Annotated in this window: 20 protein-coding genes and 1 pseudogene; 3 read left to right on the top strand and 18 right to left on the bottom strand. The window is 53.9% G+C overall.

The window, feature by feature from the left end:
* The first annotated feature begins 19 nt into the window (after window positions 1–19).
* Entirely contained in the window at window positions 20–1,324 is a 1,305-nt protein-coding gene (gene istA, locus BT122_RS07325; RefSeq protein WP_286130339.1) for an IS21 family transposase, read from the top strand.
* Window positions 1,324–2,142, top strand: a complete 819-nt coding sequence (locus BT122_RS07320) for an ATP-binding protein (protein ID WP_072355310.1) — start codon at window positions 1,324–1,326, stop codon at window positions 2,140–2,142. Before istA ends, BT122_RS07320 begins: the two co-directional genes overlap by 1 nt.
* Before the next feature lie 247 nt (window positions 2,143–2,389).
* On the opposite strand, the gene BT122_RS07315 is transcribed toward BT122_RS07320, so the two are convergent.
* The 8 genes from BT122_RS07315 to BT122_RS07280 form a co-directional block, all read right to left on the bottom strand.
* Window positions 2,390–3,601, bottom strand: a complete 1,212-nt coding sequence (locus BT122_RS07315) for a phosphopentomutase (protein ID WP_072355309.1) — start codon at window positions 3,599–3,601, stop codon at window positions 2,390–2,392.
* Window positions 3,602–3,636: 35 nt separating this feature from the next.
* Window positions 3,637–4,794 carry an alanine racemase gene (locus BT122_RS07310; protein ID WP_072355308.1) on the bottom strand — a complete coding sequence of 386 codons (1,158 nt, stop codon included), beginning with the start codon at window positions 4,792–4,794 and terminating at the stop codon, window positions 3,637–3,639.
* A gap of 40 nt (window positions 4,795–4,834) precedes the next feature.
* Window positions 4,835–6,124 carry a YhfT family protein gene (locus tag BT122_RS07305; protein WP_218161968.1) on the bottom strand — a complete coding sequence of 430 codons (1,290 nt, stop codon included), beginning with the start codon at window positions 6,122–6,124 and terminating at the stop codon, window positions 4,835–4,837.
* Between the two features lie 61 nt (window positions 6,125–6,185).
* On the bottom strand, window positions 6,186–6,548 hold the full coding sequence (locus tag BT122_RS07300) for a DUF2620 domain-containing protein (protein WP_072355307.1): 363 nt from the start codon (window positions 6,546–6,548) through the stop codon (window positions 6,186–6,188).
* Complete coding sequence (locus BT122_RS07295; RefSeq protein ID WP_072355306.1) at window positions 6,545–6,928, bottom strand: PRD domain-containing protein; 384 nt, start codon at window positions 6,926–6,928, stop codon at window positions 6,545–6,547. The genes BT122_RS07300 and BT122_RS07295 overlap by 4 nt, the downstream gene beginning before the upstream one ends.
* Window positions 6,929–6,937: 9 nt before the next feature.
* Window positions 6,938–7,852, bottom strand: coding sequence for a GntR family transcriptional regulator YhfZ (gene yhfZ / locus BT122_RS07290; RefSeq protein ID WP_072355305.1), 915 nt, complete (start codon window positions 7,850–7,852; stop codon window positions 6,938–6,940).
* A gap of 688 nt (window positions 7,853–8,540) precedes the next feature.
* Window positions 8,541–9,545, bottom strand: coding sequence for a hypothetical protein (locus BT122_RS07285; RefSeq protein ID WP_177242210.1), 1,005 nt, complete (start codon window positions 9,543–9,545; stop codon window positions 8,541–8,543).
* A gap of 564 nt (window positions 9,546–10,109) precedes the next feature.
* A complete protein-coding gene (locus tag BT122_RS07280) occupies window positions 10,110–10,898 on the bottom strand; it encodes a dCTP deaminase domain-containing protein (RefSeq protein WP_072355303.1) in 789 nt (262 codons plus the stop codon).
* 399 nt (window positions 10,899–11,297) lie between these two features.
* Here BT122_RS07280 and BT122_RS10990 point away from each other — a divergent pair, with 399 nt between their 5' ends.
* On the top strand, window positions 11,298–11,447 hold the full coding sequence (locus BT122_RS10990) for a hypothetical protein (protein ID WP_177242209.1): 150 nt from the start codon (window positions 11,298–11,300) through the stop codon (window positions 11,445–11,447).
* Between the two features lie 474 nt (window positions 11,448–11,921).
* Here the strand turns inward: BT122_RS10990 and BT122_RS07275 are convergent, their stop codons facing one another.
* The 10 genes and pseudogenes from BT122_RS07275 to BT122_RS07235 form a co-directional block, all read right to left on the bottom strand.
* Window positions 11,922–13,106, bottom strand: a complete 1,185-nt coding sequence (locus tag BT122_RS07275) for a Coenzyme F420 hydrogenase/dehydrogenase, beta subunit C-terminal domain (protein ID WP_177242208.1) — start codon at window positions 13,104–13,106, stop codon at window positions 11,922–11,924.
* A gap of 2 nt (window positions 13,107–13,108) precedes the next feature.
* Window positions 13,109–14,635 carry an oligosaccharide flippase family protein gene (locus BT122_RS07270; RefSeq protein ID WP_177242207.1) on the bottom strand — a complete coding sequence of 509 codons (1,527 nt, stop codon included), beginning with the start codon at window positions 14,633–14,635 and terminating at the stop codon, window positions 13,109–13,111.
* Window positions 14,636–14,642: 7 nt separating this feature from the next.
* Window positions 14,643–15,815 (bottom strand): polysaccharide pyruvyl transferase family protein, encoded by a 1,173-nt coding sequence (locus BT122_RS07265; RefSeq protein ID WP_072355300.1) that lies wholly within the window; start codon window positions 15,813–15,815, stop codon window positions 14,643–14,645.
* Window positions 15,816–15,868: 53 nt separating this feature from the next.
* Entirely contained in the window at window positions 15,869–16,417 is a 549-nt protein-coding gene (locus BT122_RS11165; RefSeq protein WP_286130338.1) for a hypothetical protein, read from the bottom strand.
* A 19-nt stretch (window positions 16,418–16,436) separates the two neighbouring features.
* Window positions 16,437–16,841, bottom strand: a pseudogene (locus BT122_RS11270) (glycosyltransferase family 2 protein); the annotation flags it as partial.
* Complete coding sequence (locus tag BT122_RS07255) at window positions 16,838–17,854, bottom strand: glycosyltransferase family 2 protein (protein WP_072355298.1); 1,017 nt, start codon at window positions 17,852–17,854, stop codon at window positions 16,838–16,840. The gene BT122_RS07255 and the pseudogene BT122_RS11270, both read right to left, overlap by 4 nt.
* Window positions 17,851–18,846, bottom strand: a complete 996-nt coding sequence (locus BT122_RS07250) for a glycosyltransferase family 2 protein (RefSeq protein ID WP_072355297.1) — start codon at window positions 18,844–18,846, stop codon at window positions 17,851–17,853. Before BT122_RS07250 ends, BT122_RS07255 begins: the two co-directional genes overlap by 4 nt.
* Before the next feature lie 2 nt (window positions 18,847–18,848).
* Window positions 18,849–19,970 carry an EpsG family protein gene (locus tag BT122_RS07245; protein ID WP_072355296.1) on the bottom strand — a complete coding sequence of 374 codons (1,122 nt, stop codon included), beginning with the start codon at window positions 19,968–19,970 and terminating at the stop codon, window positions 18,849–18,851.
* Window positions 19,967–21,025, bottom strand: a complete 1,059-nt coding sequence (locus tag BT122_RS07240; protein WP_072355295.1) for a glycosyltransferase family 2 protein — start codon at window positions 21,023–21,025, stop codon at window positions 19,967–19,969. Before BT122_RS07240 ends, BT122_RS07245 begins: the two co-directional genes overlap by 4 nt.
* Complete coding sequence (locus BT122_RS07235; protein WP_143190005.1) at window positions 21,025–21,735, bottom strand: CDP-alcohol phosphatidyltransferase family protein; 711 nt, start codon at window positions 21,733–21,735, stop codon at window positions 21,025–21,027. Before BT122_RS07235 ends, BT122_RS07240 begins: the two co-directional genes overlap by 1 nt.
* Window positions 21,736–21,755: the final 20 nt, after the last annotated feature.

Raw genomic sequence — 21,755 nt, 5'->3', positions numbered from 1 at the left:
CGTTAGGAGGACTATCGAGGTGAACGAGAGACGCGATGACCTACAGGAGATTATAGACAAGGCACTGGAGGAGATGGCGGCCGAGGAGGGCGAAGGCTTCGAGCCGCAGACGTGCAACCTGGCCGACTTCTGTCGCAGGACCGGGCTGACGAGGTCGACGGCCAGGACCATCAAGGCCCACGGCTTCAGGGTGCTTCCGCACGGCAACAGCGGCCGGAAGGCCGAGACCACCGTGCTCACCGGGCACACCGGCCTTGTGGACGATCTGCTCGGGAAGGGCGTCACCAACTCGCAGGCGATCTACGAGAGGCTGGTCGGCCAGGGATATCATGGCGGTCTCACGAGCGTGAAGGCTTACGTCGCCGCCCACATGGACCTGGTCCCCGCAAGGAGAAGGACGGTCGCGCCGCAGGGGAGCCGCGGGCAGCGCTTCAGGACCGGGCCGGGCGAGGCGTACCAGATGGACTGGGGCTTCGTCACGGTCGTCGGCCCGGGCGTCGCCGAGAGCAGGATCGCGTGCTTCGCGATGGTCTGCCACCACTGCGGCAGCTCGTACGTCGAGTTCTTCCCCAACGCGCGCCAGGAGAACCTGCTCATAGGGATGGTCCACGCCTTCATGACCATGGGGGTCCCCGACGAGGTCCTCACGGACAACATGAAGTCCGTCGTCGTGCGCCGCGACCTCGACGGCAGGCCCGTCTGGCAGCGCGACTACGCGGAGTTCATGGGGTGCGTCGGCTTCCGCACCAGGCTCTGCAAGCCGCGTCACCCCCTCACCAAGGGCAAGGTCGAGCGGCTGATCAGGTTCGTGAAGGACAACTTCCTCGCGGGCAGGGACCTCGCCGACATCACCGCCCTCAACGAGGACGCGGCCCTGTGGTGCGCGGAGCAGGCCGGAAGGTGGCGGCGCGCCGTCGCCTGCGTGCCGGCGGAGGAGCACGAGGCTGCCTGCCGCGCCGCCGCCCGCGAGCTCGTGGTGACCGAGGAGGTCGCGCTCTGGCTCTGCCCCCGCAGGAGGATAACCTTCGACGGCTTCGTCAGCTACGAGGGCCGCAGGTTCGGCGTGCCGTGGTGGTACGAGCGGCGCGACTGCCGAGTGAGCCGCGAGGGCAGGTACCTGCACATATACAGCGACGACCTCTCCCGCGAGCTCGTCGCCCACGCCGTCACCTGGGACCGGCGGGACTCCTGGTGCGAGGGCCAGTGGGCCGACGCCCAGCCGGAGGAGCTGCCAAGCCAGCCGGTCACCACGCCTATCGCCCAGGTGGAGCTCTCGACAGGCAAGCCCGCCTTCGCCAAGTTCGACTTCGGGAGGCGGGCCTGATGGAAGAGAGGGAGAGGAGCCCCTACGCGCTCGCCAGCGAGGCCGCAGCGAAGCTTGGGCTCCAGCTCACGGCAGCCGAGGTCGCCACGCTGGCGTCCGACCACGACATGGGGGACGCGGAGCTCGGCGCGCTTGCCGTCACGTTCGACTACCTTGCGGAGAAGAGGAGACGTGCGTCGATAGAGACGCTGCTGAGGCTCTCCAGGCTGCCGAGGAGGGAGCCCAAGACCTTCGACGGATTCGACTTCTCGAGGATACAGGGCCGCGACGCGGGGGCGCTGGCGAAGCTGCCCGCGCTCGCCGACCTCTACGCGCGCCGCAACGTCGCGTTCATAGGCCCGGGCGGCATAGGCAAGACGCACCTCGCACAGGCGTACGGGCGCGAGTGCTGCATGCGGGGTCTCAAGACCTACTACGTGAAGGCCAACGAGCTCAGGGACAGGTTCCAGAGGGCGGCGGAGCGCGGGAGCGCCCAGCGCACGGTGGCGACGCTGGTAAAGCCGTCCTGCCTGATCGTGGACGAGGTTGGGAGATGCGTTTTCGACAGGGCATGCACCGACCTCTTCTTCGACGTGATCGACCGCCGCTACGAAAAGGAGGGCCCCAACACCATGATCCTCACGAGCAACGTGGCGCCAAGCTCCTGGGACGAGTTCTTCACGGGGGACGAGGCCCTGCTCTGCGCGCTCGACAGGGTGTTCGACAAGGCCTCCGTCTTCATGATGCGCGGCCCGAGCTACCGCGGCCGCGGGCTCGACACCTACTCGGTCGAGGCGGTTCCGCAGGCGACGAAGGTCAGGGGGATGCAGCCCAAGTGATGTAGCAAAAGCATAAGTTAGGCAACCGGCTGCCGGCGCATTGGCCAAAATCGGCTGACCGGGATTGGCGATTATCGTCCGACTGGATGTGGCTAAACTTTCCCGCCGCTAACACTGGGCTACGCGATCCCGTCAACGTGGTACTTCAGCGGCATAGCGGAGACCGCATAGGATAGGGTGAAGGGTAACGAAGGGCAGGGATTCGGAAGGACGAGGATCCGCCTGTCTCAAACTATCTGCCGCTTCTCTACCTGTACAACAACTTCAAGAAACTCGAGCCGTTCTCGGGAGAGGGCACTCCGAAATATTCTGCAACCGTAGCGGCAACATCCGATTCGGTCTGACGGATACCTATGTCCCCTAGATAGTTTCCAGAATGCTCAATAAGCAGTGGGACGTATTCTCGTGTATGGCGAGAATGACCAATCGTAGGATCGTTTCCATGGTCGGCCATAACAATCAATATGTCCCCATGCCTTATGTTGCTGATTATTCTGCCAATCCCTCCATCAGCTATCCGAAGGATATCAGCATATGCCTGGGCATCTTGTCTATGGCCGCACAAATCGGTCTCTTGAACGTTTGCGCAGATAAATGAATCGCTTGAGTTGAGGAGAACCTCGTTCGTACGAGACAACACGGTTTCAGTATCAACGATGGATTCGCTTTCGCCAAAACTATTTGCACATACATCGGCAACCTTTCCGAGCAGATGTACGCCAATGTTGTGGCTACCCAAAATAAACGGGACTTGTCTCATTTCGTTAATCCCATAGCCCATGTGGATGCAATGGTAGTCATGGAGATATACGCCGGACTTCGGTGCATTTACGCCAACATAATCCCCATGAACCTCTACTGCGTTCAGCAGGTTATTGAGATGAACCCCATGTCCACCAAATACAATTACTCTTGCAACTGTCGATAGGCGTCGGACTATTTTTCCGATTTTCAGCTCGTCCTCAAAGCTGATGTCATCCAGTGCACCCGTTACGTTCCACGCCTGTCCCGGATCGCACTCTACGTTATCTGCCACTGTCACTGCATCGTTTACGACTAGCAGACTTCTCCCGTCGTCAACGTAGTAAGGACGTGTCGAAAAGCCATTGTTTGAAAGTTCACGAGTAATGGATTCCAAGTAAGGTTGGATCATTTCCGCCGTTGGCCTGCATGGCTTGGTACCCATAATTTCCTGATGCCCATAGAAAGTATCTGCCCCGTAATGCATAAGCGCACATCGTCCGTACGTTGCGTTTTCGCTGAATCTGAGTCTGTTGAATTCCATGCCAAGCGCATTAGCAAGGCCCAGCCTTTGCAGATTTGGCAGCACCAAGTCCGGAACAACTTCGAAGATGCGCTTACATGTATTTGCCCCTACGTCCAGAGGACGAACATCAGGGACATCTGGCATTTGGCCAATGCCAAAGCCATCGAGAACGATAACGACGAAGTTTCCCATGAGCATCTCCCGTGCTGGACATGAGCACCTTTGTATCAAGCAATTCTGTCGCCTAGCGGAGACCAGATTCCTAGTAGTTCCGGCTTCCCGTGCTGGATGCCCTCTACAACGGCTATAGAGCTTCTGGTCACAAACATCTGCGTCCGAAAACACATGAGGACACTCGTACTTACAGAAAAACTGCCTTCAAGCTCCAGGTGATAATCAATGCACTCGTCTGAGAGAGGCGACACGTTGCATAATTGTGCAGATTCTAGGCTGTTCCCGACAGCTGCATGCACCAAGTGACCACGGCGGTAATACCCGCCTCCATAGCAATACGATTTGTTGTCCGCATTATGGCTAACCTCCGTGACGTAAACATATGCAGGCTTCTCCGCACCATAGTGATCAGCATGATATGGAGTTGTCCCGGATAGTCCGTGACCAGGTTCAACATGCGTTCCCCCTGCTTTTGCAACCATCCCAAGCTCATGGACACAGTTACCGGAAGGCATATTGAGCTGCAATTCGTCATAGCCCCTGTCCCTAAGCATGTGCGCTGCGGCAACAACCGTATCGGCATTCGGCTGCTTTACGAAGTCACCAACGGACCTGTCGTACAGGAAGCAGGGAAAAGAGCATGCACCAGCTATCCTGATTCCAGGCATTCGCTTAAGCTGGGTTACGGTCTTCTCCAAGTCAGCAAGGAGGAATCCGGCCGATTGCCCCGGGTAGGTAGTGTCTGACTCCGCCCTCACCCTAAGCAAGACCTTCTGTCTTATCCCCAAAGACTCAGCGGCATCGCTAAGCTCCGCAGCCTTCTCTACTGAATAGACCGTCACGACATCTGGATGTGCACTCAACACACTTTCAATGGCGTTGCGAGGCAGTTGCACAAGATGTCCAACGTGTCCAATGGGAACGTTAGCCCGAGCCATCACTAGGGCTTCTCGATAATCGACACACACCGCACCGCAGAAGCCCATGTCCGCCAGGGAATTCGCAACAAGGGGGTTCCTTCCCAGCTGTTTGAGCATGAAGTACGACTTCAACCCATACGTATTGGCTTCGGCAGCAATTTTGCTAGCGTTCTCACGAATCATGTCTAGATCGAGCACGTAGGTATCGGGAAGAATTGCGCCTTCGCCGATTAAATGCAGAGCAACATCTGCAAGGGCGGCATTTTCTTCGAGCAAGCTATTGAGAAACACTTCGTCTCTCCTTGAAGTCACCTAGTCGTCAAAAATCGAACTACATGCCTGGGAAAACCCCAATAACAGCTGCAAGGTTTGCCAAAAGGCCAACGACAATTGCCGCAAGCGGGGCAGCCGCCATTTTGATAACTGGCCTACCGGCGACCTCATTCAGAATGTAGAGGCCAACAACCATAAACAAACCGGTCCCTCCCCAGATTGTGCTTCCAGCGTTTACACCGCCAACGAGAAGGGCGATGTCGAGGATATCGGTCATTGCAGTCCTAATGTTGTCTCCTGACATCTTTAGAGCAGGGAACCTGTTAAGGAAAGACCCGACCTTGTCGACGCTAAATACCTCGAAGCCCATTGCACCTGCACCGATTGCCCCAGCCACCACAGGGTTGGGCGAGAGATACCCCAAGCCCTCGATCCAGTCACACCAACCATTCGTGGCGTAGACTCCAGACACAAGGGAGGTGGTAATAACAAGTGGAAGGAAGGCCGCCGCCTGAACGAAAGCAACGATTGCCGCGGAAGTCACATCACCGCTAGCAAGAACAGCCGCGGCGATTGGCTCGCCAGCGATCCACTGGAAGTTTGCGGCTACGCAAATAATGGCACCCATTGGGACAATGTACTTTGCGTTCTTCTTGATTCGATTAGCGTTGTCGAGGAAAAGGCTGCTCGCAACGTCCTCGCCGCGCGACTTGTCGCTTGCGGCGATAATGATGAGCGCAATCATGCCCACAAGCATTGAAATGCCCTCTGCAGAAAGAGAGACTTCCTCGCCCGCAATTACTACTGGGTTGATCTTTTCGATGGCAACCCTCGAGAGCCATGAGAGTATAAAGACAAGCATTCCTTTCTTCTTGCCGAATTGGTATGCAACGGCAATTGCAGGAAAGGCAACAAAGGCATACACAATGGGATCACCGACGGACGAGAGGGCATCGAGGAAGTTAACTGGAAGCATCTCAAAGAATGCGGTTATACCGTCAAGAAGGATGGTCGACAGCCCACCCCAGAGTGCTCCTACAGCAACAGACAGCGGCGTGTTTTCAATTGACATGCCGAAGATGTCTGCTGCCAGAAGGACAATATGAACTACGATAATTCCCGTCGCCAATGTTATGGGCAGTGCGAACCCCGTTATGAATCCTATACTGATTGCAAATGTGATTCCCGCAATCTCTTTGCGACTCATGTCTCCACACATAAACTCAGGCATGATTGGCCGCAATCCATCGTGGTATACAGCAATGCATCTGTTTGCCAGAAACGTCGCGTATCCGCCCATAATTGCAAAGATGATGAATTTCAGCCAGTTGATTTCAATTGCCATCATCACTCTTTTCTCGCGACAGTTCAATATATTGTATTTAGTATTTAAGTGACCAGACAAAAAACTACCTATGGAGCGCCTCTTTCAAAACTAGCGAACAAGCAGCTTCGACTTGGTCATTTGTAAAGCCAAACGCTACGCATCCACGCTGAAATGCATCATGGACCTTATCGGGTTTGGGGGCTATACCAGCCATTCCCAAGGTTGCACATTTTGGCCTACCGAGAATGCCATACGCCATGGCAAGCGCACCACCTGCCCCACTCTGACAAGCGCCAACGTAATAGTCGTACTCTCCTGACTTTACTTTCAGCGCTGCGTCAGCATCAGTAAAAATGGCGCATTCGACGTCCCCTCCCCCGTTCTGCTCAAGATACTGCTTGATTTCCTTCTTGTTCATCTGGCCACCGACTGCAAACTTAATCATCTTGTATCCCCCGCTCTACTTCCGAACCTCTCAATTAGGGCTTCTACATGGGCGGCTACAAGCCAACGCTCGGCATCTGGCACCACATAGTTTGAAGCGTCCATTACACGTTTTGTAATATGTGCTGCTTCCTCGAAATGCGAGTTCGTTGAAATCTCGTCCCTAATTTGGGTTCCAATAGTTGGCACAATGTCATTACATTCCGCCCTCTCAAAGCACATCGCCAGATGAGTGGCGAGCATCCCTAATGCATCTTCTGTGATTGGGAATCCAAATTGCCCCAGTTGCTCGACGGCCTCCTTGGTAGCATCCCTCACCTCCGAATCAATAACCCCTAAGTCAAATAAAGTATCTATTCGCCTCTCCAATTCTTGATCCATGCAAAGCTCCTAATACCGGGCCATCATCCTTCCGGTCATCACCTCCTGTTGGATGTCACGAAGGACATTGACGTCCAAAATCCCTTGTAACAAGTGTGCCGAAAGGGCATCGTCCGCTTTCACCGCTATTACCGCATTCGTGTCACCCAGATGCTCCATGGCTGGCCCAAGATCGTGCGTAGCCAAATGATCGGTAACGGTGTCCAAATCGTCTACATTCCAGATGCCAGCGTCTATTTCGTTATTTCTCAGCATGCCAATGATTTGCGTGTACTGAAGGGGAACAAGCTCGGCATCCACCCCTTTGAAGTATGCCATCGTCAGGTTCCTCTGGTCAGCAGAAGATTCGTCGACCCCAACTCTCATTCCATCCCAGTTTTTCGTCCAGTCATTTCGCGTAATAAGGACGTGTTTTCCTACGTATGTCTCCGCGCCGCAATCGATAACTTTTGCCAGCGGAATCCCCATTTCCACATAGTCATTAAAGGCCATGCGACTCATTACGCAGTAGTTGCAGTAGCCGGACATCATGCTGTTTACCCTAGACTCTGATCCACGCGAGAAAGAAATGAAACCCTTGAATTCCGTGCCGTTTATTAGCGTATACAGACTGGTTGCCAGACCCTCATACCGCTTTGTATATGGAAGGGGCATCATACCGAGAAGCTGCTTTATCCCGCAGATTCTTGCCAACTCCCTGTAGTTGACCGAAATCAAGTTGGTCCCATACTTCCCGTGCGCTTCAAGAGATATCGCACCAGAATCCTTGAGAATAGAGAGGGCCTTCTGAACATTCCCCCTAGAGGAAGAGCACATCTCACTCAATTGGGAAACAGTTGGAATCTTGTTTCCCAACTGAACAGCGCATAAAACTCTTGCGAGCTTCTGCGTAGTAATGCCTGTCTTGTTATATAGAGTGAGCATTTTTTCTGCTCCTATTTATATTATTTAGTATTTAAGACTAAGCAAAGTATATCTACATCGCAGATAATCCAGAACACACAGACATGAGCGGCACGAAATGGTCGGCGTACGTAACCAACCTCAAGTGCGTCCCCCTGAAAGATTTGAACGAGACACATTGGAACCATAGCCGGAAAAATTAATGCCTGTGTTAACCCACCATAGATGTGAAGGCGTCAAGCTTGGGATGAAACTGGTACGGAAACAAAGCGTACGTGCACCAGCTCACCAGCGCCATGGGCCGCCCACCCTTTTGGTAAAGGTGCGCCCGCACCCGCAGCAGGCCCACTTCGAGGCTCCGTTGGCATCGTGCCCATGCCTGGCGACGCGCGAGTAGCCGCGCCTCGGGCACTCGCCGGGCCCGTCGGCCCGCCCTCTCGCGATGGGCGACTCCCAATCCTCTCGGCAAGCCCGCACCCAGCTTTCGCCGACAGTGCGAGCGCCTCCTGCAGTATGCTCATGTCCCTCGCCCTTTTCGTCGAAGTGAAGGTTAGCAAGGAGTCCGGGCACTTATATCAAGACTGGTCTAGTGGCGGTTTGCCCAAATTGATGCGACCTGGCACTTCCACTGATAACAGCACAGACTGGGAGGACTAGCCAGTGCAGAGCTAGCTACGATTCCTCCGCTGGCCTCCCACCAATTCTCATGCTAGATAAATGGAATCCCTCCATTAGAAACATCGGTCAAGCTCTCCAGATACTCCCGACGCTCATTAGCATTTAGCAACCTTCTTGTTCCGAGATACGAAATGAGCACTTGCGGCTGCAGCTCTTCGGAAGAACCATGTGGGTCAGTATTCTTTACGACACGCAATTGAAAAGTCTGCATGTACTGATAGCCCAAGCAATCAGAGAAGGCTACACGTATTTCATATTCACCAAAAGCCCCCGGCCTGCTCGTATTGATGTAGACGCCAAGGTAAAACGACTCACCAATCCCTAGGGTAAGGGAGCTGACCCCGGTCCAGGAATCCTCTAACTTGTTTATTCCGACACGAACTCCAACAGCAGCACCTTTTCCCACATTTCTCATCTCAATGGGCATGTAAATAACCGAGTTTGGAACGAAGGATCTTCCACCATTAGCTTGCTCCTCTTCAAGATAGCTCGACTCCACGTGCTCCCGTTCATAATCGCTGAGCTTTTTCTTGTATGTAATGGTGTCACCAATGATTGCGAATATAGTGCGGATCTCAACCTCTTTATATGTCGACTGAGCCGTGCTATCTCCACCATCATTAACGGCAGGCGAACTGTCAATAGGTTGGCCCTGACATCTACTGCAAAAGAAATCTGCGAAAGCATCGCGCTTGTTCTGCTGGTCAAGAAAAATCGCAGCAAAGTAGGGAGCGGCATCGTCGCGCAATTGACTCTCTTGCGAACGCCATGCGGCACGTACAGAGATAACAACTCCGGCGATAGCAATAACCGCAGCCGAAATCGTTCCAAAGTAGCTAAGGCTATCCGCCGCTGTCCAGCGGGCAATGAGTAAAGGATGGTCATCACCAACGTCATACAGTGCATTGATAATGATAGGAGGGAGAACGGCCGCCACGAGGCAAATGATAATAAATAGGATAACTGGACCGTGCTTGGTTTTTCGCCTAGAAGAGTCAACCTCAACGTAGCGCCGTGCTGAATTGTTATTTTTCAAGGCCAATTCCAATCAGGCCAATAAGTTCAAAACGACAAATGGAGCTGTCCGGCATTTGCGTTCCTCCCCTGCTCTGCCGTTTCGATTCCCCGTAGGCGCGCACTGACACTGCCAACTCTACCCACCAATTTCCCGATGATTGTTCAATTCTAAAAGTATTTGATAACCTCAGACATGTAGGTTTGAGTGCGGGAGCGTTTCGGCTCTGAGAGCGATTGTATCGTACTGAAAGATATTTAGATAATCCGGGTGCGTTCGCGTGCATCGTACGTCCCGCACCGCAGTCTGCACTTGGGATACCCCACAGCACGTCCTAAACGGGCATACGGTTATTGCTCACCAATACCACCAATCGGCAAGCATCAAATCCGCCAGCCCAAGAAAAGACCCGAACCCAACTGCAGCTTTCAAGCGCCCTGCCATATCTAGCCAGGAAGAGAGTGAGGACATTACTTGGCAAGGGGTTGTGGTCAGAAACATCGATAGGCAAAGGAAGCATTAACTGTGACCCAACGAAACTAGTTGACGCCAAGTGCATAGACTCGCTTCGCGCACGACACCGCGCTATGCCCCAGCATGGAGAACTGAAATAGCCACAGCAGCCACAAAGCATATGATAGAGACCACAAGGGGCTTAATCCATTTTCTGTTGTTCGAGCTCGTAATTAACGCAATAAGCGCAACTAAAGCAGCAAAACTGGCAACAGTAACTAGATTCAGTGTAACCATTTGTACGGGGCTACGCCCAACGGTCTGGACATTAACGTTCACAAGCGTGAATACCCCTGCAAGAATGGCCATAATGGCTAGTACATTTGCATACATGCGCTTTTCTATGCCCTTTATTTCATCTACCTTTGACTCAATCGCGCTAATTTCATCCTCATACACATCCTTGTAGTCACCAAGTCCAGAGAACTCGAATTCATCCTGGAAGGTACCGCTGTATGTCTCCTTAACAGGAGCATCAACTTTCTCAAATGCAACTTGAGCAATACAACGAGAGTCAGTCAGACGAATAGGGTTGCCGCTTATGTTTGTTACTCTGAAGTACAATCTCGAATTATGTCCTGGAAAATAAAGAGGTGCATCCAATGTGAGCCCCTCGCGAATCCTTGAATTCTTAAGTAAGACACGAGCCGCCAAATCATTGGGGAGATTAACACCCTCGACGCATTCGACAAACGTTGAGTCACCAGGCATCAGCTCTATCGCTCGGACCTTCTTGCCAACTGACTGGATAAAGTCCTTTGTCCTCAAATCATAAGTAATCGGCTGCACACTTTCTGCGGAAGCACCAACAAGGACCCCCCTGTCTATGAGGTCCCTTATTTCATCATCGCAAAGCAGCATCAGAGCGCCTCCACTTGATTGCACTTTCAGTGCATTGTAGTCCTCTCAAGATGGTATCCGCGAAATCATTACGTATCCGTCAAGACTGCTGTGCCGAATGGACATGCTATTTATTTTTACGATACCATATTCTAAATTTGCACTCTCTGAGCAAATTCCAGCACAAATCGTGATTGATTTCTTACTCGTATATCCAGATGCGGTCCCGAGGACGATTCCGCCCTGGTGGCCTTCCACCATGGCGAAAATAGGTGCTCGTAAGCCGCCCCGATCAGCGAGTCATACCTGTGCTCGCTTCCGAGGCGCTCCCACCTCTGGACTCTGGAGGGGTACGCCCAGACACGCAGGCAGGACTGCGAGGGCAGAGTCCGAATCCCCTCGAGGCCTCTGCAAACAAACATGCTGAAGTCGACCTTCTCGAGGCACGCGCTCGGGGACTACGTCGAGTGGTACCGCGACGGCAAGCTGAAGCTGTTCGTGGAGCCGGACGGGACGAGGCACTACGAGACCATCATGGGCCGCAGACGCAGGCTGGGGCTTGCGGGGTAGGATGGTCCAAGAAATCGTCCACAGCCCCAATGAAGCCGAGCATTACATGAAAGATACGGCAAAGCATGGTAATGCAACCCCACGAGCAGGGCATGTCAATGAGGTCGACAGCAAGGATGCGGCAGGCGTCAATGGAATTGGACCGCGAGGATAACGTACCAGCCTTTGCTCTCTATAACAGCTGCATAGCGGCCCGATAGCAAGGTGAGCAAGGCTCGTCACGGTATGATTCAAGCTGCCGAAACAGCAGCATACAGGGGGCATACCAGGCCAATCCTAGCAACAAGCGAGCAGAACCCGAAGAAGAGTTTGAAGAATCTGGTCCGCCAGAACATCAAGGATATGCGGAGTAGCCGCTCGAGAAGGAAGCCGATTGCGTGGTCGACACAGAGCAATGTGAGCGCACCGCCGGCCGCAAGGCCTACCGGGTGAGCCAAGGGGCTGTCGAAAAGTGCGCAAGATTCTTGGCGTCCCCTACCCCAGCAGTCTGCGCTTCAACCCAGATAGCTTCCCTCTAACCTTCTGCTTTAGCGATGGCTCGAAGGTCCACTTTCGCATGAGGTCCTCAATTGCCATGCCGCTGGCAACGTCTGTCAAAAACTCTTCTCGCCTAACGTATGGCTTCACGCTGCGGATCAGGGACGGATTGCCCGGAACTACTTCCTCAATCGAAGAAGGTCCCATTTCGAGGGAGCCACACACGGCATCGAGCGCAGCGACACCCTTTTCGGTGTTGCAGATAACAGCCGACACACCAAGCCTGTCAACAATCTCGGGATGAATTTCCTGCACACCCCAAAAGTCACCCAAAGTCAGGTCGCTACCGCAGCAACGTTTCGCAGGGCAATTCAGGCAGCTTCCTCTGAGAGAGGCATTCTGCAAAAACGCTCTCATATACCAGTCACGAGAGTTTTCGTCGCTCCGAACTTTCTCCGTCGCGACGAAGTACGCGACGGAGTAAGTCAACCAGTCGGTTGACTTACTCCTGAAGTTGACTTCGTCAACTTCAGAACCCACTCCGCTGGAAACATAGTCAAGCCATCCTGACCAAAGCTTCGGCGAGGGAACGCCATGACATATCACTTCGACAAGAAGCAGGTTCGCCATGGGGACTTTCTTCAACGAGAGGTAGTTCCGTATGCCAGCGTTCTGACAAGCGGTGCCAGCAAAAAGAACCTGTTTGCCACTATCAAGGTCGCCCTCAACGCCTTCGTAGACATCAACGCCAACATAGCTCTGCACATACTTAGACCGCATTACAACATCAAGCTCGTCTTTGCTGTCCACACGTACATGCTTCACCGCACTGCAGTCTCCTGAAAAGGCAGCACCATAAGCCGCGCCACCCTCATCGAGAACTTGTTTGGCAAGCAGTCCAAAAACCGCACCAGAGGAAGAACGATCTCGCAGTCCGTCATCCTTAGTCTTTGCCCAAGTTACAGAGAGAGCTCTGTCCTGCTTGCCAACAGTAAGCACCGGACAAGCCTTAGCGCACTTTCCGCAGCCTATACAACCGCTTTCATAGCTGGGGTGAACGAATCCACAGGAATCAGGTTTCATTCTTAGACACGAGACGGGGCACACTGCCGCACAGGATCCACAACCACAGCAACGATCCCCCACGCCTGAGATAGACGGGCTTTTGGTTCTCTCGTCCACCGCTATGCCTTCTTCCTCGAAAACTTGTGAAATGTGCCACGAATAATCCCGCGCTCGTAGTCCGTAAAGAACCACTTCCAGCAAAGTGCAAAGTAAACAACGACGAAGAAGAGGCACTTTATCAAAATGCTTCCATAGGAAGGTCCGATCCTAGTGAGTGCCGAGAATCCAAACGTTGCACTTGCCGTCAGCACCGCCGGAATTAGAACCGGAATCACTTCATGCCAAAACTTTGGAATGTCGATACCGATCTTTGTATGGTAGTACCAGTTCATGATGGGACCAGTTCCAATAAAAAGGAAGACAGCGGCAGTAACTGCACAGCCGATGACGCCGAACTCTGCTGAAACTGGGATAGACACGAGCAAATCGAGTACGGCAATAACGATGTAAATGATGGCCCTAAAGCCCTGCTTGTCCTTGGCTTGCAGCACGGATATGCCGAGGTTCTGCACGAGCGAGACGTTGAGGCCCAGCATCAGGATCAGCGTTGCCCAGAAGGCCTCACCGTACTCCGGCCCGGCCCAGACGTAGATGAACTCCTGGCCTATGCAGGCAAAGCCTGCGCATATGCCCCAGACGAGCAGTGCCTGGATGTGGCCGATGCGGTCGAAGAGGCCGTTGATCTCGGTCATGTCGTCGGTCCTGGCGCTCATGGCCGTGAGCTTGGGCAGGAACACCGAGGTGACGCCCGTCGAGACCTCCATGTAGCCCGAAGTGATGAGCTGGGTAGCGATGCCGTAGACGCCCACCGCCGCGGCACTCACCACGGCGCCGAGCACGACCTGCCCCGTCTTCCAGAAAATCTGGTCGAAGACCATATTGAGCAGAATGTATCCGGAGAACGAGAAGATGTGGAGCAGGAGCCTCTTGTCCCAGTGGTGGAGCCTCGCCTTCACATGGAGCCTGCCGCGGTAGTAGGCGACGTAGGCAACGTCGGCCAGGAAGTTCAGGGCCACCTGCACGGCAAGCACCCCGATAGCGCCCCGGCCGAGTTCGAGGACGGCGATGACAGCCGCGAACTGAAGGAGGTAGCGCGCGATGCGAAGCGTGCGGGCGAAGACGAACCGCTCGTTGGCGTTTATGACCGCCAGGAAGTAGTTCCCAGGCAGCACGACCATGCAGTTGAGGAGCACGAGGAGCATCATCTGGTGGGCGAGTTCAAGCTCCCCCGGTGTGAAGGATTGTCCGAACAGCATGGGAAGCAGGAGGTCGAAGGCAACACCGACTACGATCGAGAGCGCCGTGAGCACGCTGTAGATGACGGCCGCCATCGCGAGCAGGTTCTCGACATGTGTCGGGTCCTCCTTGACCTTTGCCTCCACGTAGAAGCGGGAGAGCGTGGTGGAGAGGCCCATGTCCATCACGCCGAGGTAGGCGATGATGGAGCCGATGAGCTGGTAGACGCCGTACTCGCTTGCGTTGAGGAACGAGAGGATGAGCGGCGTGTAGACGAAGGTGGTGACGGCGTTCACGACGAGCGCCACATACGAGAGCGCGGCGCCGGCGCGCCTCTGGTTCACTGCCATGTTCTTCCTATCTGCTTTCGAGCACGGACTCGAGATAGCCCACAAAGCGTTTCCGCTCCCTAGCGATGGCCTCGGCCACGCCATCGTAGTCGGCATGCGCCGGGGCGTCGTACGTACCGTCGAACACCATGCTCTCGATGCCGAGCATGTGGATGAGCGACTCGAGCCTCGAGAACATACCGCTTTGGCCTTTCCCCTGCCGGCGTACGATCACGAGCGGGCGCTCGAAGATCGCGGCGAAGACGCTCGCGTGGAAGGAGTCGGTGACCACGCAGGAGGCGTGCTCCACCAGGGAGATGAATTCCGCGGGCCCCGCGTCTGGCTCGCCCGGCCTCGCCTGGTCGGAAAGCCTCACGACCGGAAGCGAGCCTTCCTTGGAGGCGATCCTGATGGCCTCATTACTCTCGTCGGTCCTCTGCCCGAGCACGTAGGCTAGGACATAGGGCCCGTTCGGCGTGACCCGATCATCGGACACCATCTCCCAGTCGCCTCTACTGAGCGCGAGCGTCGGGTCGCAGATCACCTCGGCATGCTGGCCAGTCAGGTTCTCTATGAGCCTGGCGCCGGCCTCCTCCCTGACCGAAAGGCTGTCAAATCCGCTGAGGCCCTTGGATGTGAGCCGGGCCTGATGCCGGTCGAGGCTACTCACGCCGAAGCTCGGGGCGAGGGCCACGCGCTGGTCCCTCCTTGCGAAGCCGAGGAAGTACCAGTCGCGTTCGTCGGGGAGCTCGCGGGGGTCGGTGAGGAGGTGGTAGGCGCGTTTGACGCCGTTGCCACCGTCGTTCTCCGTGAAGATGTAGTTCGGGTTCCAAACCTGGTCGCTTCCGACCGAGAAGAAGACGAAGGAACTGGCGTCGACCTCCCTGGGGGATTGGTAGCTGTGCGGGCGCATTCCCTCGGAGAACCTCCTGAAGGCGGCTCGCCTGGCCGGCGGCTGGGCTTCCTCCAGGCTCATGCTCCTAGGCGATGGCTTATGGAGGGCCCTCCTCGCGATCTCCTTCGGGTGGGCGATGAGGCGGAACTTCCTCTCGAGTACGAGGAACTCAGGGTCGTAGCCGAGCCCGCGGTATATGCTCATGACCGCGCGGAGCTGGAGCTTGCCCCCGTAGTTGAAGTCCCCGGGAAGGGTGATTACTCCCACCTTCCCCTTATTGGCTGGTTTATCGATCTCATTTCCCAATGCAGATGTCCTTTGGCTTATTTACTCGCTCATGTTCCGCGCCCCGGCCGTCCTCAGCCCTCGCGACGCCTGAGCCTCACGTAGGCAGACGGGAGAAGCCTGAAGAGGATGGCCCCGGCAGCTCCCTTTCGCCTGCCTGCCTTGATAAGCTCGCCGAGATAGGGACGGAAGTTCTCGCGATACGCCTGCAGCGCCCGGGCGCGATGGCCTGCCCCGAAGAGGCCGTCGGGCCACCACCTGGCGCATGCCTCCATGTAGCGAGCCGCGTAAGCGGCCCGGGCGTCGGCAGTCGGGAAGATCTCGCACACCTTCTTCCATGCGTCGAGCTCCGTGGCCTTCGCCGTGTCGGACCTGCCATGGGCGGCAGAGGACTCCCGCAGGACGTAGTGGTACAGGGGCTTTCCGACGAAATAGAGACTTCTCGCCCTCGACGCGGCCTGTGCGAAGAAGACGGTGTCCTCTCCGACCTTGTACTTCCCGTCGAAGCCGAGTCCCGCGATCGTCTCGCGCCGGTACAGGGCGCCCCAGGCGACGTAGTGAGAGTACGGTTCGAACCAGCTGTAGCTCTCGATTCGCTCCGAACGGAGAGTACCCTCCCGCAACCAAGTGCCCGGAGGGATCCTCGTCCATGGTCTTGCAGAAAGAAAGGTCAGCTCCGCCTTCCAAACACGCTCCCAGCAGTGTCTCGAGGTAGTCTGGCTCGACATAGTCATCAGAGTCTATGAATAAAATCCACTCACCTTTAGCCGCGGCAAGCCCGGCGTTCCTCGCCGCTGCCACACCAGCGTTCTTCTGGTGGATGACGCGAACCCTCCGGTCCTCTGTGGCAAGGGAGTCGCAGATTCTTCCCGTGCCATCAGTCGATCCATCATCCACGACAATTAGCTCGAAATTCCAGTAGGTCTGGTTGTCTATTGATGTGAGACATCTGACGACCGAAGAACTGGCGTTGTACGCCGGAACGATGACTGAGATGAGAATGACAGTGTCGTCTTTAAATCCTCGGATGGAACTATTTGCTCTCACTTGTAAACATCTCCCGCACCATTCTTGGAAGAGATGAGCACGGTCGAACCAAGTCCCGCGTCCTTCCTTCGTAGCTTGCCTTCGACATAGTAGGCAGCCTTAAAAAGCCCTGGCATGTACCTGCAAATCGCATACTTGGCAGCGACTAACCCTCTGAGGTCTTTCGAATAGCGGTCATACAAGAGGAGCTTCTCCCGAAGCACTTCGAAACTTTCCAGGCATTTTCCTGTTCGGGCTATGAGCGCCAGCACACTGAGAGTATGACTTGTGGCTATGGCATAAGCGGGTTCGGTTCTGTTATGAGCAAGCTCCCCCTCGAGAATGCGCCAATGCACATCGTTAGCTGCGATATATTTGCCAACCGACAGAGAGTTGACGGCAGAGTCCTCCCTTGTGATGAAGTATGCGTAAAGCGGCGAATCTACAATGCATGCGTTACCGCGAACTTTTGAGCAAACTCTATAAAGGAAATCCCTATCTTCAAGAAGAGAAAGCGATGTATCAAACCTCTCTTTACCAACCAAATCTCTCCTCATGACATGCGCGTAAGGATATAGGGGATCACCGGATTGAAGAGGTCCCCTAGAGCCGTAGCAATCACCTTCTGCTACAGGAATCAATCCTAATTGATTCTGCGAATCGTCCTCTTGGATAACCGGAAAAGTAATTAGCTCTGGATCATTACGTCTGATGCAAGTCAATATAGTGCTTAGCGAACCGGGAAGTATCCTATCATCGCTATCGCAAAACCAGAGATACTTGCCACGAGACCGCCCTATGCCAGCATTACGAGCAGCTGAAACACCCGCATTGTGTTGGTGAACAACGGTAATCACCGGAATTGAATAGGCATATTCATCGCAAATCTCACCCGAGCCATCCGTTGATCCATCATCAACAAGGATTACCTCTAAACAATCCTTTGGTTGCAGAAGAATGCTATTGAGACATTTTCTGAGATAGCATGCCGTGTTATAGACAGGGATTATGATTGAAAGAAGGATCTCGCTCATCGCTTTGCTACCTCCACGGCCCTCACAACAAGCCTAGCAAGACGAAGATCCCCACGTTCCATGGCATGTATGAGCACACGGTTGTCGGGCCGCAGATTGGCTTTTCGCGCTCGCCCAAAGACACCCTCGCCTTGCATGACCGAGCATATTTGCGAGAAGTTCTGTTGCTTCTCCTCTTTAGATGCATCGGAAAGTTCGCTGAGCTTCAGCAGGTAGGTGTATTGCAGCGCTTCCCCCGCTTTAGCGCTCTCTTGACATTCGTCACCCCATTGTTCAGCAAAGTACCTTAATCTGGACGTTACTTGTACAATGTCACGGAGTTGAGAGCTGCGGAATCTCGCCGTACTTGAGTCTTCATTTTGTCTATAGTAATACAGTGGTTCGTCCAGCTGTACCAAAGAAGAGCTGTTATTGATAACGGGGAGCAGCTGAAACCAATCCTCCCCATGCATGAGGCCTCGGTATGGTGCGTAATCAGCATCAAGGTCAAAACAGGAGCGCTTTATAGCCTTACCGCAAAGATTGTTGAATCGCCCGGCACAAACATGGCACCTCACCCGTTGAAACTCGATGCCAGAGTATTCACCTGCCGGGAGACCGTCGCCATGGTTTGTCTCCGGTACGTAATGCGGGTTTTTGCTCATAAGGTAAGAAACGATGTCGGTCTTGAAACTATAAATACTGTCTGCAATTGTATGAAGCGCATCATCACGCAGGCAGTCATCTGCATCAAGAAAAACCACATACTGGCCTTGAGATACTCCTAATCCTTTCCTTCTTGCTAGAAGGAGACCTTGGTTGGGTCCATGCATGACCCGCACGTCATCGTGCAGTGCGGCATAATCATCGACAAGCTTTCCGGAAGAGTCGGTAGAGCCGTCATCGACGAGTATGGTCTCAAAGTCCTTCCACGTCTGTCCAGCAAGGGAGCCAAGACACTCGGGCAGGTATTTCTCTCCGTTGTAGACCGGCACGATTACGCTAAAAAGCATTGTTAGCCCACTCCCAAGATAACTGAGGTATAAGGATAGACGGCGTTTCCCCCATTTATCACGTAAACTTGAACGAAGTAGAAGACGAAAAAAATCAGAAGAATCCAGGCGGATCTTCTTGCTGCTTTACCCGCAGAGTCTTTCATCAAGGATGGAATATATAGTGTCAAGAAAGATACGAAGTAGTAAGCAAATCTAAGCAAACTAGTAGCAATTATGTTGAGCTGAAATGCAATTGATCCGATTATGCTTACTGATGCAAGCACAGCCTGCTCTTTTGACAATCCTGAACCATTAGCCCTGTTTTTAGGTCTCCAGATAAGATATGTGGCTATGAGTACAGCAGTCATGACGAGAGCGGAATAATTAAGCCGCGATCCCGAGGCCTGTAATTGATAGGAATAAGAATCCTTTATTGGAGCAATTAGCTCGATAAGCAAATTGCCAAATACGAACGCAATAAAGAACAGAGCTGCGATGATGGTCCATGTAATTAGCCCTTGGACTTTTCCAAAGAAAGCATTTTGTCCATCATGCATGCCATACAGAAGCCTGATAATTGGATAAGCAACGAGAAAAACCACTGCCGTCTGATGAAAAAGCAGGGCAATTATAAGTATATATATCGTGAACTTTGCGAATTTCTTTCTCTCGATAAGCTCATAAGCCGTTAAGCAAAACGAGACTGCAATCATCTGTTTCATTGCGTTAAGCGAGATGGGGAATAATAGCAACATGTAAATCGCCATTGCCGACCATGTCGATTTTCGATAGCGACGCCTTACATACAAATACAAAGGACAGACCGTAAGAGCCTGGATTGAACCAAGATAAAGTTCGAAAGATCCAGTCCGACCCATAATCCAGCTCAATAGATTGAAACCGGGGGCCGAAATCGCAGCATAAGAGTGCATGAACTCGGTAAAACCCTGAGCCTCAGCAGCATTAAAGGTCCATATCCCATATGTAAGGACATCGGTACCAACAGTCTCATCTCGCACACCCGCAAAAAAACACGGAACAAAAAGTGCGGCCACCGTCAGTATTACGTTCAAAGCTCCTTTGGTCTTGTCAGCACAATAAGCTAGCAACACGGGAAGACCTATAATTAAGCAATAAATCATTGCATCTTCCCCATCCTACGCGCCAAATGACAGAAAGCCGAGAACAGTCCCTCTCCCAAGCAGGCAATACAAGCGGCCAGCCGCTCGCGTCCTCGGGCCTCTGGGTCCCGCGTAACGGCATGCCGATGTTTTTTCAGGACTGCCCACAAAGCTTGACGGTCAGCCTCATCCTGCGGAGATGCATTCTTGCTCCTAGGGATCTGGGCGAAGACCATCCGGCAGACAGAGAAGCAGCGAGATGAAACGGCAGCGGTAAGGTCTGGATACCAAGCTGGAATATCCCGGTAAATCTGATCGGAGACGATGAGGGCGCTCTGTCCTTTCACATGTCGATATGACTGGCGGATGATGCTGTCCCGTCGCATCCGGTAAGCATAAAGGTCGGCGGTATCAACGAGGGCAACCCGCCCGGCGCGCTGAATAAACTTGTAGGTGCTGGCCAGGTCCTCATAGTAGAGACCCTTGGGGAAGGGATCTTCACCCAGGGTATCCCGTCGATAGAGCCGCCATTGCGCGCCAGTTGCTACGTGCTGGTAGAGCATCATCTTCAAGAGGTCATGGGCGTCCAGAGCAGAGGTGGCCACGGCATGAGCGTCGGCTGACATTTCGGCCGTGGAGCCGTCGTCTAGCGTTGGCACAAGTGAATCAGCGAGCTCGCATGTTTCGTCATCGTAGAAAGTCTTCCCATCAGGAACGGCAGCTATAGGGCAGTCGCAAAGCATTGCCGCCTCGTAGAGGGAGCTCACAAATGAAGGCGAGACAAAGTCATCCGAATCGACGAATGAGATCCAGTCGCCATGGCTTCTCGCAAGCCCATAGTTGCGAGCGTCCGAAAGTCCTCCGTTTTCCTTGTGATAGCAGGTAACGTTCTCGTAGCGGGAAGCGAGCTCGTCGCAGCCATCTCCGGAAGAATCGGTTGCCCCGTCATCCACGACGATGATCTCGAGGTTCGGGTAACGCTGCGCCACGACGCTCTCAACGCATTGTGCAACGTACTTCTCGACGTTGTAGACTGGAATGATTACGGATACCAGAGGAAAGTCGTTACCAGGCATTATTCAACACCCTTGTAATCTTCCTGAGCCTCCATCTTGTTGGCCTTGACGGTCTTCATAACGAAATAACATACTGACGCGATAAAGGTGAGCCCGTAGTAGAACATCCAGATGACCACGACAAGATCGACAAAGCGGAAGATGCCCGCGAAGATAAGCACGAGGGGGAGGAACCCACCGATGGACATGTAGTCATCGACCTTCATGCGGATGCGGTTGATGCCTGAGTGCTGCTCGGGATCCTCGCTCCTGTTCACCTCAAGCCCCTGTGCCGTCGTCGAGTTGAGGAACTTCTGGTAGATGAGGCGCATAAGAGAGTCGCTGCTCCCCGCGAAGGCACCCATGAGCATGATCCAGGGATTGCCGGCATCAAACAGCACGCCGCCGGTCTGGTAGGCATTGAACCCGAGGCACATGAACATAAGGCCGACGCACAAATAGCTGCTCATCGAGTCGGCGAAGTCGCCGTAGTGCTCCTTTTTAACAGAGCGGGCTATGTTGCCATCCACGCAATCAAGGATGTACCAAACGTTGAACATGATGGCGCCAATAATGGGGGCATTGACCAGATAGCAGGCACAACCGACCAAAACGACGAGAGCGGAGAAATAAGACACCATATTGGCGGTCCAGCCAATATTGGCGAAGAATGCAGAAATGGGGAAGCTCAGAGGCCTATAGGTGTAACGGCAGAGGATGTTGTCCTTCATGCGCTTCCATTTTGGGAAAC

Origin of the sequence: Olsenella sp. kh2p3, assembly GCA_900119625.1 — a bacterium.
Classification (GTDB): domain Bacteria; phylum Actinomycetota; class Coriobacteriia; order Coriobacteriales; family Atopobiaceae; genus Tractidigestivibacter.
The sequence above is the reverse complement of the archived record's forward strand: the minus strand, read 5'-3'. Positions and strand labels throughout refer to the sequence as shown.

Excerpts from the sequence above, each read along its gene's own strand:
- BT122_RS07270 (WP_177242207.1), bottom strand. The coding sequence starts at position 14,635 with ATGGCAGTGAACCAGAGGCGCGCCGGCGCCGCGCTCTCGTATGTGGCG.
- BT122_RS07315 (WP_072355309.1), bottom strand. The coding sequence starts at position 3,601 with ATGGGAAACTTCGTCGTTATCGTTCTCGATGGCTTTGGCATTGGCCAA.
- BT122_RS07250 (WP_072355297.1), bottom strand. The coding sequence starts at position 18,846 with ATGCTTTTTAGCGTAATCGTGCCGGTCTACAACGGAGAGAAATACCTG.
- yhfZ (WP_072355305.1), bottom strand. The coding sequence starts at position 7,852 with ATGCTCACTCTATATAACAAGACAGGCATTACTACGCAGAAGCTCGCA.
- BT122_RS07240 (WP_072355295.1), bottom strand. The coding sequence starts at position 21,025 with ATGCCTGGTAACGACTTTCCTCTGGTATCCGTAATCATTCCAGTCTAC.
- BT122_RS07320 (WP_072355310.1), top strand. The coding sequence starts at position 1,324 with ATGGAAGAGAGGGAGAGGAGCCCCTACGCGCTCGCCAGCGAGGCCGCA.
- BT122_RS07245 (WP_072355296.1), bottom strand. The coding sequence starts at position 19,970 with ATGATTTATTGCTTAATTATAGGTCTTCCCGTGTTGCTAGCTTATTGT.
- BT122_RS07235 (WP_143190005.1), bottom strand. The coding sequence starts at position 21,735 with ATGAAGGACAACATCCTCTGCCGTTACACCTATAGGCCTCTGAGCTTC.
- BT122_RS07305 (WP_218161968.1), bottom strand. The coding sequence starts at position 6,124 with ATGATGGCAATTGAAATCAACTGGCTGAAATTCATCATCTTTGCAATT.
- BT122_RS07255 (WP_072355298.1), bottom strand. The coding sequence starts at position 17,854 with ATGAGCGAGATCCTTCTTTCAATCATAATCCCTGTCTATAACACGGCA.
- BT122_RS10990 (WP_177242209.1), top strand. The coding sequence starts at position 11,298 with ATGCTGAAGTCGACCTTCTCGAGGCACGCGCTCGGGGACTACGTCGAG.
- BT122_RS07300 (WP_072355307.1), bottom strand. The coding sequence starts at position 6,548 with ATGATTAAGTTTGCAGTCGGTGGCCAGATGAACAAGAAGGAAATCAAG.
- BT122_RS07295 (WP_072355306.1), bottom strand. The coding sequence starts at position 6,928 with ATGGATCAAGAATTGGAGAGGCGAATAGATACTTTATTTGACTTAGGG.
- BT122_RS07280 (WP_072355303.1), bottom strand. The coding sequence starts at position 10,898 with ATGCTGCTTTGCGATGATGAAATAAGGGACCTCATAGACAGGGGGGTC.